The organism is Enterobacter sp. PL1 (assembly GCF_945957325.1).
In the GTDB taxonomy this organism is placed as follows: domain Bacteria; phylum Pseudomonadota; class Gammaproteobacteria; order Enterobacterales; family Enterobacteriaceae; genus Enterobacter; species Enterobacter roggenkampii.
The window spans coordinates 37,041-49,996 of the sequence record NZ_CAMFKT010000001.1; the positions used below are offsets into that span (position 1 = coordinate 37,041).

Sequence of the window (12,956 nt, forward strand, 5' to 3'; positions counted from 1 at the left end):
TGTTCGTTCATGCGATATTGAGTACAGAATAAGTACATAAAATACCAAAATGGTGAGTACAGAAAACTAACATGGCAATCAGTGACACAAAGCTCCGCTCTATCTATGGTAAACCATATTCCGGGCCTGCTGAAATTACGGATTCAGACGGGCTTGGAATTCGCATAACCCCCAAAGGCGTGATCAGCTTTCAGTTTAGGTTCCGATGGGAAGGGAAGCAGAACCGAATGGGGCTCGGGCGCTACCCAGCGCTGACCCTGCGCGATGCCCGCAATATCGTTGCAGACCTGAGGGAGTCGGCAGACAAAGGCATTGACCCCCGAACGCTGGCTGGTGGCAACAAATCCAAGAGTAAGCCAACGGTAAAGGATTGCCTGGATTACTGGAAAGAAAATTACGTGGACGTAACGCTAAGAGCTAAGACGATAGCGCTTTATAAATCAACGGTTATAAAGCATATGCGCGACGCTTTTCCCGGTATTCCGGTTGAGGATATTCCTGTCCGCTTGTGGGTAGAGAGGTTTACCGAAGAGGAGAAAATCAACCCTCGCCGAGCCCGGCATTTATTGATACAGCTCAGGTCTGCCATTGGTTGGTGTACGCGCCGACAGTTCATTAGCACAACCGAACTCATGCTTTTGCAGCCGAAAGATATCGGTGTTAAACCGGTGATTGGGGAGACCACGCTAAGCTATAACCAGCTTGCCAAAATCTGGATGGCTATAGAAAGAAGTCGTGGGTCAACTTCTAACCGATTGCTTCATCAACTGCTAATGCTGTACGGCGCCAGGAATAGCGAACTTCGGCTGGCTATAAGGGGGGAGTTTGACCGAGAGGAGGGATTATGGGTTGTGCCGGCAGAGAAAAGTAAAACTAACAAAATTATCAGGCGCCCCATTTTCTCCGCCGCAGATGATTTGCTGAAAAAAGCTGAAATGACGTATGGGGATATACTTTTCCCTGGCGAGGACCTGAAAAGCCCTATTACTATTTCTGGTGCAAATAAATTTCTCAGAAGAATCAAGGACTCGTTGGGTTTTGGTGAGTTTACTTCACATGATTTCCGGCGCACCTTGGCAACCCGACTATCCGAGGAGGGGGTTGCCCCGCACGTCATCGAAAAAATGCTGGGGCATGAGCTGGGCGGCGTGCTTTCTGTCTATAACAAGCATGACTGGATTGCCGAACAGAAAGACGCCTATGATCTGTATGCTGAAAAGATATTTTGGCATATCAGGAAGATTTCTGGTTGACACCCCCGTTTAAGATCCACTCCACAATAGCAGAGCGCAGATACTGTTTAGGGTAGGTCCGGACCGGTTTGGGGAAATTATAGCGCTCGGTGTATTTCCGGATGGTCACGCGTGAAGATACTCGGATCATCCGCATCGCCTCTTCCTCGTCAATCATTTCAATGTCTACCATATTTCCCACCTCACACCACAATCAGGCCACGACAGTGGCGCCACAATTCAAATTCTCTTTTCATGTCGCTAACTCCGAAACAGCCAGGCAATGGCGAACGCACAGCCGACGATGCTGAATGCTGTAGGCCAGTCCATCACTTCACCTCAATCATCGCAGCACGAAAGTCTTGCTCCAGTCGCTGTTCAGCTTTAATTTTTGCCCGGCGCAAACACTCACTGAAAACCTCTTTGCTCACCTGGCTTTTCAGTTGCGCCATCAGGGCTTCATTTTCATACTGCCAGCGAAGACGGTTAACGTCCTTTTCCTGACGGCGCAAAATAGCCAGTTGTTCGCAGATTCGTGAGCGAGCCCAGAACCATGATTTGTGCGCAACTGTAGCCCGTCTGTACCAGTCTGATTTTTTATCGGAACGCTGAGATATTTGGTCTTTAATACTGTCCAGCGTCCTGTTCGCCAGCGCGAGTCCGCGCAAGTGATCTTCAATTGTTACCAGGGAATCAAGGTTAATACGTCCATTTTCGAGTGTGATGCTCATCGCTTAGCCTCCCTGATCAGATGTTTGTAAGCCCGGAGGGCGTGCATTGTCTTGCCACTTAAAATCGTTTTCATAATGAAAAAAACGCTGCTCTGGCTGGTCATTTCAGGCGTGAGAAGCAACGCCACATCAATCGCCCGGTTGTGTCGGCGGAACTCAAATACAGTGCTGGTGACCGTGATGACTGATACCGACCCTTGATCATTAAACTCAACCTTCACAATGTCTTTCCTCCCATCCGATAGCCTGAAACAGCCCCATTTTCGGGTGATACCAACGGGCCCCACGGGGTTCGGCTTCTGCCATCATTTGGCGGAATGCTTTCATAAAAGGCTCGAACTCTACGATCGCCCGTCGAGACAGCAGGCCATCAGGCGTCATGAACTCGTGCGTATCGGTTGGGATGCGGTATGCGTTAACAAGGTTTCGACACTTGGCATCGGTCATACCGCTTTTTGCGACCACCTGGCGATAACCGACATATCCGGCCCGCATATTTCCACGCTTAATGTTTTCGACAGCTTCGACTACGGTTTCAACCTGTTCTTCAACCTGGTAGAGGCGTCGCTCCTGCTCAACATTCAGCAGGGCCATTTCAGCGATCAGCTCTGCCTGCGATTTTGGCCGGGAGCGTTCTTCTTCCAGCTCTTTCCAGCGATCTACCAGTCTGGCGGTAAACTCGGGGCTGAGTTGCGCGACCACAATGATGCTGTCACGCTTCCCTTCTTCACTTTCAAAAACGTAAATTGTTGTGGGGCGCCCGGCAGTAGGCTTTACCTCAATTTGAGGAGAAGTAATAACGCCACGCATAATCAGGGTCTCAATCGTGCGTTTCACATTGTCGTGGCGTTTTTCTACCAGCTCGGCGATCTCAAGGCTGGTCATGGATGGTTTGTTAGTGATCAAGTTATTCATCATCATTCCCCTCAATGCATAATCGGTGCTTCTGGCACACCTTCGATCTGGATGTGTTCGATAAAGCTGTCATGGAGGAGGTTAAGCCCCTCCCGGCCAAGTGCTGATAACCTGAACCCAAATTCTTCGTCAGCAATAACCATGTCCTGATACATCCGCAGCGCCAGCTGCTGGCCAACCTCTGGCCCATATTTCTCGATTGCCCCCAGCTCAATATGGTTGGCGAGTGCAAAGCGTTCAGGTCCCGGATAGACGCTAATGGCGCCATGCTTGCTGGAATAGATAACAGCAGTATCAACACTGCCAGTATCATTCGGAACATCGACAGTTCCGTTTTTCTCCAGCTCCTCAGTGATGAACACGGCAGCCAGTAGCCAGCGCCAGAGGATCAACTCTTTTTCGATATTGAGCGTGATCCAGTTGCTTTCTACCGTTTCCATGATGCAGGCCAGAATTTCCATTCCATCGGCAAGGTGTTTGTCATAGCGACCGTTATCCAGCAGGCGAATAGCAGCGGAGTAGCCAATCACCCGGTTTCCAGACCGGATCCCTGTTGAGGTTGGTTCCGGGTTAAGCATGTTCTGAAGCATTGCGCACCTCTGCTGGTTTACAGGCCTGCAGTTCTTCGCGCTCTTTCACGTAGCGGTCGTGCATGGCATCCCATTTTTTGCACCACTTTTGCATTTCTCTTTTGCGGGCGAGGATGCGACGCAGCCGGCGAACGGTGCGCTGGTGGGCGTTGAAATACTCAATGGTCACGGCGCCACGTTGCCAGCTACTCAGTTCTGGATTCAGTGGATGAATTACCTGCACGTCCGGATAACGCTGCTTGAAACCAGAACGCCCAAAAGCTCGGGAGGTCATGAAGAACGCCAGGTAACGAATTGCGGTATCCCGGCTGAAGCACCGCTTCATGCGTCCGTGGCGGATCGCGGCGAACAGATCACCAACCTGCGTTGGGTGCTTTTGTAACGCCAGATCAATGGCGCTGACAGTTCTGTTGTCAATCATTTGTCTTTCTCCCGGTTATAGGTTTCATGACTCATAACTTCCCAGTTCCGGCCATCGTCTTTCGATAACAGGCGCCAGCGTGGGTTAACCTTCAGGCTGAGGTAGCCGGTGCGGCGCATTCGCCGCGGGAATATCCGCCGTCGCCGATACCGCAGCAGGACCTGCAGCGCCTGCAGGTGAACCCTCTCAGGAATTCGTATCGCTGTCAGTGCCACCAGCTACCTCCTCAAATCTCAGTTCCATTTCGCGCGCCATTTCGATAAACGTGGCCAGTGTGCAAATGTGCTCGTCGTCGAACAGCTGGCGGTCGCATATCACCCTCCCGTTCTCGATGTGCACGACTACCCGCCCGGTAAAATCAGGGAGGACATGCAGATCCACGTTCAACACGGGGCGGGGGATCAGCACACCCTGATAGAGCATTGTTTGCTGGTTATTCATTGCCGGACTCCGCAGTAACTGGTTTCTGCTTTTTGACGAACTCCACCAGTTCAGAAATAAGCTCGTCGATTAACTCTTTCCCGCTTTCTGTGAGGAATTCGCCGCTGCCATTAACATCAACAGAGTTGCTGTAAATTCCCTTGAGAGCTTTCACACCTTCCACATTTCCGTACTCACCGAGCGCCAGTCGCTCGAATTTCCGCAACAATCCATCAAGAAGAATCTCAGTTAATTCGATAGTACTAATCCCACCCTTGTTAAGCTTAATGACAAGTAAGCTACTCCCAGTCTTTCGCTGGTGGCGTAACAAGGCCGCTTTTAAAATTCTGCGTCTATAAGTGCTAATTAAATTATTCACTTTTATTTACCGTAAGCCTTTTTTAAATAAAGCATGGCTATAGACCAATAACCAAGTGAGACAAATAACTGAGCTGTTTTAAATGCTTGTTTATTAATCATGGTTACCATTAATTTGATTGCAGAAATCCCAGGAATTACTCCTGTAAATAAAATTACTAATTAATTTTTTAAGCCGGGTTTTTAGACTCTTTCTCAATAAGGTAAGCTGCAACTGGCCCAATCAGATCAGCCAAAAGTGAGGCGACAGATTCCACGTCTGAGTCGGTCAGTTTATGAGGGTAGTTCTCAAGCATCCTCGCCACAATCTCAGCCTGGTAAGCCTTTGATGCTGCTTTTTGCAAAGTGATATCAGACATTTTTAGCATCCTTATAACCGGAAGAATATGTTGCTGAGTTAGCTATTTTATTTGTTGCTATTGCTAATTCAGCGAGGTCTGCAACAACACTAGAAAGCATCATTATTTTATCTTTATTTAATCTCTTTTCTTCTGCCTCACTCATTATGCTAACCCCTATATGATTGATGGCTTGCAAAATAGATATTGTTTTTGTATCGCAATCAGTAGCAATTTTGTCGAAATCAATGTTTTGACATTGCTCTTTATCGGAAGAGAAACGGTAATCAGGTATAGTTACCAGTTGATAAAATTTCTCTGTACTCATCTTTTGCACTCCATTAATCCGCCAATGCATAAACAATACATAACGTATTAAATAAGATCAATACAAAACGGAGTATTTTGGTGTATTATTTCACATCGTTTTGTTTTTCAAGGTTTTTTAGTTTCTGGCGGGGTATTGGAGGCAAAAAAAAGCCGCTTTCGCGGCCAATTTATGGGAGGTTGGTGATTTTTGCGTCGACTACAACCCCGATAATACGGCAGTTGCCATTGATAGGGATTATTGGGTATTGGGGGTTGAGGGGTTTGAGAAATCTTTGACCGGCATCGATAACAAGCTTTTTGAATGTGGCTTCATTGTCACCGTCGAGTTTCGCTACAACCAATTTTCCGTTGATTGCTTCCACTTGGGGATCGACAAGTATCGCCATCCCTTCCGGTATGCTCAGCCCTGCTGGTGATGTCATGGAATCGCCTCTGACGTCTAACCAGAACGAATCCTCAGAGCATTCAACGGTGGTGTCATACCATCGATCTATCGCTCTACGGTGATACGGTTCTACAGCTTCCATCCAATCTCCAGCGCTAACCCAGCTTATAACAGGGTAGCTTCCCTTGGATTCGTTAATGCTATTAAATCTTACATTGTGATCGGCTCTTGAGTCGCTGATAGTGCCGTCAGCATTTACTACGAAGCCGGGCATTTTCAATATGTTAAAAATCTTAGCTATAACCTCTAAGTTCGGTTCACGTCTGGCGTTTAACCAATGGCCCAGCCCGCCCTGCGTTATGCCGAGCGCCTCTGCCAGCTGTTCTTGAGTCATGCCGACTTCTTTCATCCTGGTTTTGGCCAGGTCCTGCCATCTCTGTTTCATAGCCATGATTATTACATTCCGTATTTACTGATCAACTTCCATTTTGTATTATTCTTGTGAGCGTGTATAGTACGTTTTGTATTATTTATGCGAGACTAATCGAATGAGTGGAATCAAGAGCCTTAGACGCAAAGCAAAGGTAACTCAGGGAGAGCTGGCCGCGCTGATTGATAGCTCCCAGGGGGCCGTTAGCCACTACGAAACAGGAAGAAGGATTCCTGATGTTGCAGTCGGAAAGCGGATCGTCAGCGCGTTTAAACAGCTTGGCCTGAATACAAGTTTGGACGAGGTATTTTCAGATGATGTTGCACGGGATGAGGCCTGACCACGGTTTGCTCCCTTCTGTGTACGCATCTGCAGATGAAGAATGGATCAAGCAGCAGTTACTGAGCCTGGCGCCAGCAGCACGACAAAAAGCTATTCAGCGTTATGCAGCTGTGTATCGGGAATCGTTCGAAGCCGAGCCCGTTCCATACCGCAAGGAGAACCGGGCAAGGCATGAAGCCAATGTGAGGCTTCGCAGATTCGTGGATGCACACGGACGCGCGCTGCAGGGGTATACGACCCAGCCACCCTTGGCAGGATCACGATAGCAATCTGAAGGCCGCCTGGCTTAAAGGTGCCTAGCGGTTGAAATCTGATTCTCGTTTGTATTTGTGTACTAGATAACTGGTACGGATTTCAAAAATAAACGAGAGGAGGGGAGGGGGAGGAGTGCCTGTGTGTTAGTGCGAAGCACTGGAACAGGCTCTTCCAACAGACGGGTACAAGGGTTAGGTAGATCTCGATCTATAGGACGAAACCAGAAAATCCGACGTACTAGGCAATGAGTACAAAAAAATAATGGAGAAATTATGAGCGCAGAACTGAAGCAAAAATTAATTGCCCTTCTGGAAGAGCAATTCCATCAGTCGAATGACAAGGTCACTTTCGACTATGTCATGCAAAAGAAAATCAAGTCGATGGGTTACCACCTGCAGCGTAATTTCGCGATCAGCCTGAGTGGTGGTCGCAGAGGGTTCGTTGACTGCCTGGTGACCTCACCTGACGGGCAGCGCTGCGCTATTGAGGTTGACAATAAATCTCCCCGCAAACGCTCCCTGATTAAGCTCCACCAACTACCCGAGGGGATGTCTGGGTTTGTCTTGCTCAGGGATGGTGCGCATCCGCTTCGCTATGCCGACGACGGTATCGAAGTCGTAAGGGCGACCAGGTTTAAGTAATTCCGTATTGTACTAGATAGGTGATACGAAAGGTGATGGTGATGCTGAATATCGAACCGAATTTTGCTCAGGAGCGTGCGCTTAACTCACTGCGCCGTGGGTGGAAGCAAAACCGCACATTCATGGTCTACGCGCCAACCGGAAGCGGAAAGACCGGACTGGCGGCGTTTATCACTGCCGGACACATCAGCCGCGGAAAGCGGGTAATATTCATCGCGCCATACACTATTCTCGTGCGTCAGACCGCCGCCCGCTTTGTGGAGTACGGATTACCCGAAGATGAGATCGGCATTATCTGGCGCAACCATCCCGACTACGATCCGCAGCGCCTTATTCAGATTGCCAGCGCCGATACGCTGGTCCGCCGTGACTTCCCGGACAACGTCGACCTGATTATTGTCGATGAGGCCCACATGAAGAAGCGCGCGTTGCTGGAGGTTATCCGGGACTCCGGCATCAAAGTGGTAGGTCTTTCGGGAACACCGTTTTCCCCATGGCTCGGCAGGTATTACGAAAATCTTGTAAAACCCACCACCATCGGTGAACTGATCCTCCGCGGGGATCTCAGCCCGTATGAGTTCTATGCGCCGACAAAGCCCGACCTGAAAGGGGTTAAGTCAGCCACCTCCGAAGAATATGGCAGCGACTATAACGAAAAGCAGTTATCCGAGATTATGTGCGGATCTGACCTGGTGGGCGACATCGTCGAAAACTGGCTTAAACATGGCCGAGACCTTCCTACGGTAGCGTTCTGTGTTGATAAGGATCACGCCAATTTCGTCACCATGCAGTTTAACAAGGCGGGTATTAACGCTGAGGTCATGGTCGCAGAAACCCCCCACGAAGAACGGCAGGTGATGATTCACCGCTTCGAGACTGGCGCCACAAAAATAATCGTCAGTGTTGGTGTTTTGGTAGCCGGTTTTGATAGCGATGTTCGCTGCATTATCTACGCCCGGCCGACAAAGAGTGAAATCCGCTGGCTGCAGGCGATTGGCCGCGGACTGCGAACTGCCCCCGGGAAAGATGCCTGCCTGATTTTTGATCACAGTGGTACCGTGCATCGCCTCGGCTTCCCTGACGCCATTGAATACGACGAACTACCGTCTAAAAACGATGGCATGAAAGGGGCTGCAGCGCGGGCAGCCAAAGAACGCGAAGAGAAACTCCCGAAAGAATGCCCTGAATGCCACTTCATGAAACCCGCCGGCGTCTACATCTGTCCGAAATGCGGTTTTAAGCCGCTGGCCGGTGAGGACGTAGAAACCGACAGCACCCGCAACCTCAAAAAAATGAGTAAAGGCGAGAAGGTTTACACCAAAAGCGACAAACAGTCCTGGTGGAGTCAGATCAAGTTTTACCAGCGTCATCGTGCGGCGCAGGGGAAACCTGTCAGCGATGGCTGGTGTGCTCATACCTTTCAGGAGAAATTCGGCGAATGGCCCAACGGCTTAAGCGACTTTCCAATGGAGATCACACCGGAGGTCAGCAATCACATCAAACACAAACTTATCAAATTTGCTAAACGCCGCGAACGTCTGCAGCAGATGGGGAAGAAACCTGACCAGGATCTATTTCCACCTCCGAGCGCCAATATCAACTATGAGCCTCCTGAGGGCAGCGACGGGCAATTAATTATCGAAGCAAAACGAAAATTCCAGAAAAACATAAATAGCGCGAGTCAGTGATATGAAAACGGCAGAAGCAGCAAAAGGTCGATGGTCTGAAATTTTTGAATATTACGGCTTGCCGCCGATCACCGGGAAGCACCATTACAAGGGCGAGTGTCCGGTATGTAAGGCGAGGGGGAAGTACCGCGTAGATGACCGTGATGGTCAGGGTACATGGATTTGTGTATGTGGTAGCGGCGACGGCATGAAGCTGCTGACCCTGACCCAGTCAAAAAGCTTTTCCGCCATCTGCGCAGAAGTGGACCAGCTCATCGGGAATAACTATCAGCGCATCAACGTGCCTGCTAACAGTTCGGCGGCGCGGCAGCGCCAGCGAGTCATTAGTAAGTTTTCAAAGTTGCTCGATTTACGGGGTACTAGCGCGGCTGGTTACCTTCTGCAACGTGGGATAAGCCGCCTGCCGGCAGAAGGCATCCGTTTTTGTGACCGCCAACGCCATGCGGGGCGCGTTTATCAAGCGCTGTATGCCCTGGCTACCGATGACAAAGCTGAGCTTTGTTACCTGCACCAGACGCTGCTGGACGGCGACAGGAAGGCAGATATTGATAGCGCCAAACGTCTTAAGTCGCTTCAAGAGGACAGCTATCTGGATCACGCCCGCTCTGTGGCCATTCGCATGTTTCCGGTATCAACGACGATCGGCATCGCCGAAGGTATCGAAACAGCACTCTCCTGTTATCAGGTTTATGGCGTCAATACCTGGGCGGTAATCAACAGCGGGTTTATGAAGAAATTCCGGGTACCGGCAGGTGTGAAGCATCTGATTATTTTTGCCGACATGGACAAGCACTCTGCAACTGGACATGCCGCGGCGTTCGAGTGCGCCCACGCAAACCTGCTGGCGAAAAACGACCTGGTAAAAGTCAGCATCCGCTGGCCCGATAACGGTGATTTTAACGACATGCTCATGAATGGTGATCAGGTTCGTGAGCAGGTATTTTACAAAAAGGTGGCTGCATGAAACTTGAAGCATCGTTAAAGCATTTTAGCCCTCAGGGCATGCATATCAGCGACGACGTGAAAAGCACATCGCCAAATCGACTGACCGGAACAGATGTTATGGCGGCCATCGGTACCACCAGCAGTCGTGCGCGCTTCGGCCTTGCCGCTTTCCTCGGAAAGGCTGGTATCAGCAAAACGGACGAACAGCTTGCAATTCAGGCGCTGGCGCAGTTTGCCATCAAAAACGCTCCTAAAAATGTCCGCAAAGCCGCTGGTGACAAGCTCGGCGCCTGCATGTTGACGCTGGCGCAATTTGCCTTTGCGGAATACTCACGTTCGGCGGCCACCAGAGCAACGTGTCAAAGCTGCAGCGGTACCGGCTTTATTTCCCGCCATGAAGATGTAATTAAGCACCCCGGTATTTTCGATGCTGACGGTGTCGAAGTGAAGGCCCCAAAGATTAGAAATGAACTGGTGAAAAGGGTCTGTGGAGTGTGCGGAGGAAAGAAAGTGATCCATGCGCGATGCAGGTGTGGTGGTAAAGGGGAGGTGTTAGATCGCAAAGCGACCAAAGAACTTGGCGCACCGGTTTTCAAAACATGTGAACGCTGCTCTGGTAATGGCTTCTCTGTAGTACCCTCTGCGACGGTACACCGCGCCATTCTGAAGCGTCTCCCGGATCTCCATCAGTCTTCGTGGTCACGCAACTGGAAACCGTTCTATGAGGGGCTGGTGGATATGCTTCACAAAGGAGAGAGACAAGCCGCAGCAGAATTTGAGAAGGCTACCAGTTATTAATGTGATCGAAACAGATGGCTGCAATTTTTTGAACGTTAGTGTTGACTTTGCATAAAGTTGTCCTGTATGCTTTCAATCGTGGCATATAGCGCCTGAACGAAACCAATCATCAAAACCCTGCTTCGGCGGGGTTTTTTCGTTTCTGGAAGATGCCGCTCAGTGGTGGGCGAACCGGTTTGAACCCGGTGGTGCTGGTAACGGTAGGGGTTCGACTCCTCCATCTTCCGCCATATCCCTCCATCTAAATAGCTGCGCCTAATACCGCTACACTTTTGCCTGACTATGTTTTCCTCCGGGGAATGGGCTGGCGGTTTCCATAAAATGGCGGACCTTTTTCAGTAACTGCCACATTGAGCGGCACTGATGATTACGGGTTATCGTGTCATGAAGTGCCTGCCATAGCCGTTCCACATGATTCACCCACGGCGAGTAAACCGGCTGGTAAATTACCCTGAACTTGGGATTTGCTTTCAACCAGCGCTGTGTTTCGCGGCTTTTATGGATAATGTAGTTATCAACGATCAGCGTGATTGTTTTCGCCCGCCGGTAAGTGGCTTTCAGGTGCTTCAGCAGAGCGATAAACAGCGCTGAACTTTTGCTGTTGCCGCCCACGTAGCTGACTTTACCCGTGCCACTGTGCAGTGCGCCGGCCAGATAGTATTTTTCGTTCTGCCCCGGCGTCACTACCCGTTTCTGCTGTCCGCGTAACTGCCAGTCCGCACCGATTTTAGGATTAAGGTGGATATCCACTTCATCTTCATAAAATACCGGATGCTCTGCGCTGCATTCATCCAGCGCTTTGTGGATTACCGCCATCTTTTCATCTTTATGTGGGTCACGGATACGCAGAGTTGGCGCGGCCCTGCGCCATACAAGCCCCGCAGATGGCAACCAGCGGCGAACGGTTCCTGCATGTAACTGGCAACCGGTTATCTCATTGATTTTTATTGCCAGTAATTCGGTGCTCCAGCGTGAACGTTGATAACCAAAATCGCCGGGAGAATGCTTTATCAGCTCACGTAACAGGGGGCAGATATGTTCAAAAGGCCAGCGTCGGGAGCGCCCTGCGGGTAAGGATTTCAGGCCTTCAATACCTGAGTGCGTAAACCAGTTAATCCAGCGACCAACGGATGAACGGGCACAACAGAGAGTTCTGGCAACATCGCTGACCCGTTCACCCCGATGAAGCATCAGCATGGCCGTGAGTCTGCGGGCATGATTTTTATCGCGCGTTTTATGAATAGCTTTCTGCATCAGGCGTCGTTCGCCACGGGGTATTGGTGCTATGATCGGCATCGCTCAGTCCGGTTGGTGGTTTTGGTTGGTTTGGCGATTGATCAGATCGCACAATCCGGGCTGAGTTCCCTTTCAGTGATCTACTATTCCGCGCAGCTATTTAGGGGCCTGATGTATCTCATTAGCGGGCCTTCAGGTAAAATCAAAAAAAAATCTCAGGATGCGAGTGAGGTCGAAATGTCAGATTTGCCCGATGACTATTTTCTGGATGCTGATGATGAGCTCGTGGATTTTCTGGAAAAGCAGGGAGAGGATTGTATTCGTGAGATCACGCAGTCGAATTCCCTGAACAAAGAAAATGGCTATAAACTGCTTAGCATCCTCATTGTTGGCATTGGCTCCTCGTTTCTCCTTCTGACGCAAAAAGATCATCCTGATTTTTTAAATGCTGGCGTGGCTATTTTTACTCTGTACTGGACGTTATGCGCCGTTTATTTGGTTTTAAGGGTGTTATCCGTTCAGACGCGGGCATTAATTTCAACCTCTCCTGACGTACTCTATACCAGGGTGTACAAGACCATAACCGGGAGTGACTATGAGACTCTGCGAGCCAATGGCTATATCGGTGGAGATAGTGCTTTATCGGTGATGAGACGCTATAGATTGAAAAATCTTTGTCAGACGGCAAGCGAACTTCAGGAAGCAAATATACAACTCAGAACCAGACTAACCAGAGTAAGGCTGGCATCAATCCTTACTCCGGCTTTATCCATTACCGTTTCGGCACTGGTGTATTTTTTCTTGTGAGATTCTGGAGAGAATCACCAATTGTCGGGGCAGAATCACCAGTTATTGTCCGTCCCATCGAAAAATCCCTTGGT

21 protein-coding genes and 1 tRNA gene are annotated in these 12,956 nt (G+C 49.7%); 9 read left to right on the forward strand and 13 right to left on the reverse strand.

What is annotated here, in order from left to right; genetic code table 11:
• Nucleotides 1-71: 71 nt before the first annotated feature.
• On the forward strand, nucleotides 72-1,253 hold the full coding sequence (locus N6P30_RS00185) for a tyrosine-type recombinase/integrase (protein WP_060656252.1): 1,182 nt from the start codon (nucleotides 72-74) through the stop codon (nucleotides 1,251-1,253).
• Here the strand turns inward: N6P30_RS00185 and N6P30_RS00190 are convergent.
• The 12 genes from N6P30_RS00190 to N6P30_RS00245 form a co-directional block, all read right to left on the reverse strand.
• Nucleotides 1,234-1,425 (reverse strand): hypothetical protein, encoded by a 192-nt coding sequence (locus N6P30_RS00190; protein WP_004198241.1) that lies wholly within the window; start codon nucleotides 1,423-1,425, stop codon nucleotides 1,234-1,236. The two genes, N6P30_RS00185 and N6P30_RS00190, sit on opposite strands and share 20 nt — an antisense overlap.
• Nucleotides 1,426-1,561: 136 nt before the next feature.
• On the reverse strand, nucleotides 1,562-1,963 hold the full coding sequence (locus N6P30_RS00195) for a hypothetical protein (protein ID WP_060656253.1): 402 nt from the start codon (nucleotides 1,961-1,963) through the stop codon (nucleotides 1,562-1,564).
• On the reverse strand, nucleotides 1,960-2,184 hold the full coding sequence (locus tag N6P30_RS00200) for a hypothetical protein (protein WP_060656254.1): 225 nt from the start codon (nucleotides 2,182-2,184) through the stop codon (nucleotides 1,960-1,962). Before N6P30_RS00200 ends, N6P30_RS00195 begins: the two co-directional genes overlap by 4 nt.
• Nucleotides 2,174-2,884, reverse strand: a complete 711-nt coding sequence (locus N6P30_RS00205; RefSeq protein WP_099721535.1) for a Rha family transcriptional regulator — start codon at nucleotides 2,882-2,884, stop codon at nucleotides 2,174-2,176. Before N6P30_RS00205 ends, N6P30_RS00200 begins: the two co-directional genes overlap by 11 nt.
• Before the next feature lie 5 nt (nucleotides 2,885-2,889).
• Nucleotides 2,890-3,408, reverse strand: coding sequence for a hypothetical protein (locus N6P30_RS00210; RefSeq protein ID WP_099721537.1), 519 nt, complete (start codon nucleotides 3,406-3,408; stop codon nucleotides 2,890-2,892).
• Between the two features lie 40 nt (nucleotides 3,409-3,448).
• The gene (locus tag N6P30_RS00215; RefSeq protein WP_023317661.1) at nucleotides 3,449-3,889 is read right to left on the reverse strand and encodes a hypothetical protein; all 441 of its coding nucleotides are present in this window, start codon (nucleotides 3,887-3,889) and stop codon (nucleotides 3,449-3,451) included.
• Entirely contained in the window at nucleotides 3,886-4,104 is a 219-nt protein-coding gene (locus tag N6P30_RS00220) for a hypothetical protein (protein WP_004177208.1), read from the reverse strand. Before N6P30_RS00220 ends, N6P30_RS00215 begins: the two co-directional genes overlap by 4 nt.
• On the reverse strand, nucleotides 4,076-4,330 hold the full coding sequence (locus N6P30_RS00225) for a hypothetical protein (protein ID WP_004177206.1): 255 nt from the start codon (nucleotides 4,328-4,330) through the stop codon (nucleotides 4,076-4,078). The genes N6P30_RS00220 and N6P30_RS00225 overlap by 29 nt, the downstream gene beginning before the upstream one ends.
• The gene (locus N6P30_RS00230; protein ID WP_004152158.1) at nucleotides 4,323-4,688 is read right to left on the reverse strand and encodes a hypothetical protein; all 366 of its coding nucleotides are present in this window, start codon (nucleotides 4,686-4,688) and stop codon (nucleotides 4,323-4,325) included. Before N6P30_RS00230 ends, N6P30_RS00225 begins: the two co-directional genes overlap by 8 nt.
• Before the next feature lie 169 nt (nucleotides 4,689-4,857).
• On the reverse strand, nucleotides 4,858-5,046 hold the full coding sequence (locus tag N6P30_RS00235; protein WP_099721539.1) for a hypothetical protein: 189 nt from the start codon (nucleotides 5,044-5,046) through the stop codon (nucleotides 4,858-4,860).
• A complete protein-coding gene (locus tag N6P30_RS00240) occupies nucleotides 5,039-5,353 on the reverse strand; it encodes a hypothetical protein (RefSeq protein WP_099501354.1) in 315 nt (104 codons plus the stop codon). Before N6P30_RS00240 ends, N6P30_RS00235 begins: the two co-directional genes overlap by 8 nt.
• Nucleotides 5,354-5,522: 169 nt before the next feature.
• A complete protein-coding gene (locus N6P30_RS00245) occupies nucleotides 5,523-6,191 on the reverse strand; it encodes a LexA family protein (protein WP_060656258.1) in 669 nt (222 codons plus the stop codon).
• 97 nt (nucleotides 6,192-6,288) lie between these two features.
• Here N6P30_RS00245 and N6P30_RS00250 point away from each other — a divergent pair, with 97 nt between their 5' ends.
• The 7 genes from N6P30_RS00250 to N6P30_RS00280 all read left to right on the forward strand — a co-directional run bounded on the left by N6P30_RS00250 (nucleotide 6,289) and on the right by N6P30_RS00280 (nucleotide 11,069).
• Nucleotides 6,289-6,510, forward strand: coding sequence for a helix-turn-helix transcriptional regulator (locus tag N6P30_RS00250; RefSeq protein WP_004152162.1), 222 nt, complete (start codon nucleotides 6,289-6,291; stop codon nucleotides 6,508-6,510).
• Nucleotides 6,485-6,778: a hypothetical protein gene (locus N6P30_RS00255; protein ID WP_060656259.1), complete on the forward strand. Its 294-nt coding sequence runs from the start codon at nucleotides 6,485-6,487 to the stop codon at nucleotides 6,776-6,778. Before N6P30_RS00250 ends, N6P30_RS00255 begins: the two co-directional genes overlap by 26 nt.
• Before the next feature lie 261 nt (nucleotides 6,779-7,039).
• The gene (locus tag N6P30_RS00260; protein ID WP_040182571.1) at nucleotides 7,040-7,408 is read left to right on the forward strand and encodes a hypothetical protein; all 369 of its coding nucleotides are present in this window, start codon (nucleotides 7,040-7,042) and stop codon (nucleotides 7,406-7,408) included.
• 41 nt (nucleotides 7,409-7,449) lie between these two features.
• Nucleotides 7,450-9,096, forward strand: a complete 1,647-nt coding sequence (locus N6P30_RS00265; RefSeq protein WP_060656260.1) for a DEAD/DEAH box helicase — start codon at nucleotides 7,450-7,452, stop codon at nucleotides 9,094-9,096.
• A gap of 1 nt (nucleotide 9,097) precedes the next feature.
• Complete coding sequence (locus tag N6P30_RS00270; RefSeq protein WP_023317657.1) at nucleotides 9,098-10,060, forward strand: toprim domain-containing protein; 963 nt, start codon at nucleotides 9,098-9,100, stop codon at nucleotides 10,058-10,060.
• Complete coding sequence (locus tag N6P30_RS00275; RefSeq protein ID WP_064160176.1) at nucleotides 10,057-10,839, forward strand: antitermination protein; 783 nt, start codon at nucleotides 10,057-10,059, stop codon at nucleotides 10,837-10,839. Before N6P30_RS00270 ends, N6P30_RS00275 begins: the two co-directional genes overlap by 4 nt.
• A 144-nt stretch (nucleotides 10,840-10,983) precedes the next feature.
• A tRNA-Ser gene (locus tag N6P30_RS00280) sits at nucleotides 10,984-11,069 on the forward strand.
• Nucleotides 11,070-11,103: 34 nt separating this feature from the next.
• On the opposite strand, the gene N6P30_RS00285 is transcribed toward N6P30_RS00280, so the two are convergent.
• Complete coding sequence (locus tag N6P30_RS00285) at nucleotides 11,104-12,135, reverse strand: IS630-like element ISEc33 family transposase (protein WP_101999452.1); 1,032 nt, start codon at nucleotides 12,133-12,135, stop codon at nucleotides 11,104-11,106.
• On the opposite strand from N6P30_RS00285, the gene N6P30_RS00290 reads away from it, so the two are divergent.
• A complete protein-coding gene (locus N6P30_RS00290) occupies nucleotides 12,076-12,882 on the forward strand; it encodes a hypothetical protein (RefSeq protein ID WP_309473501.1) in 807 nt (268 codons plus the stop codon). The genes N6P30_RS00285 and N6P30_RS00290 overlap by 60 nt on opposite strands.
• Nucleotides 12,883-12,956 lie beyond the last annotated feature (74 nt).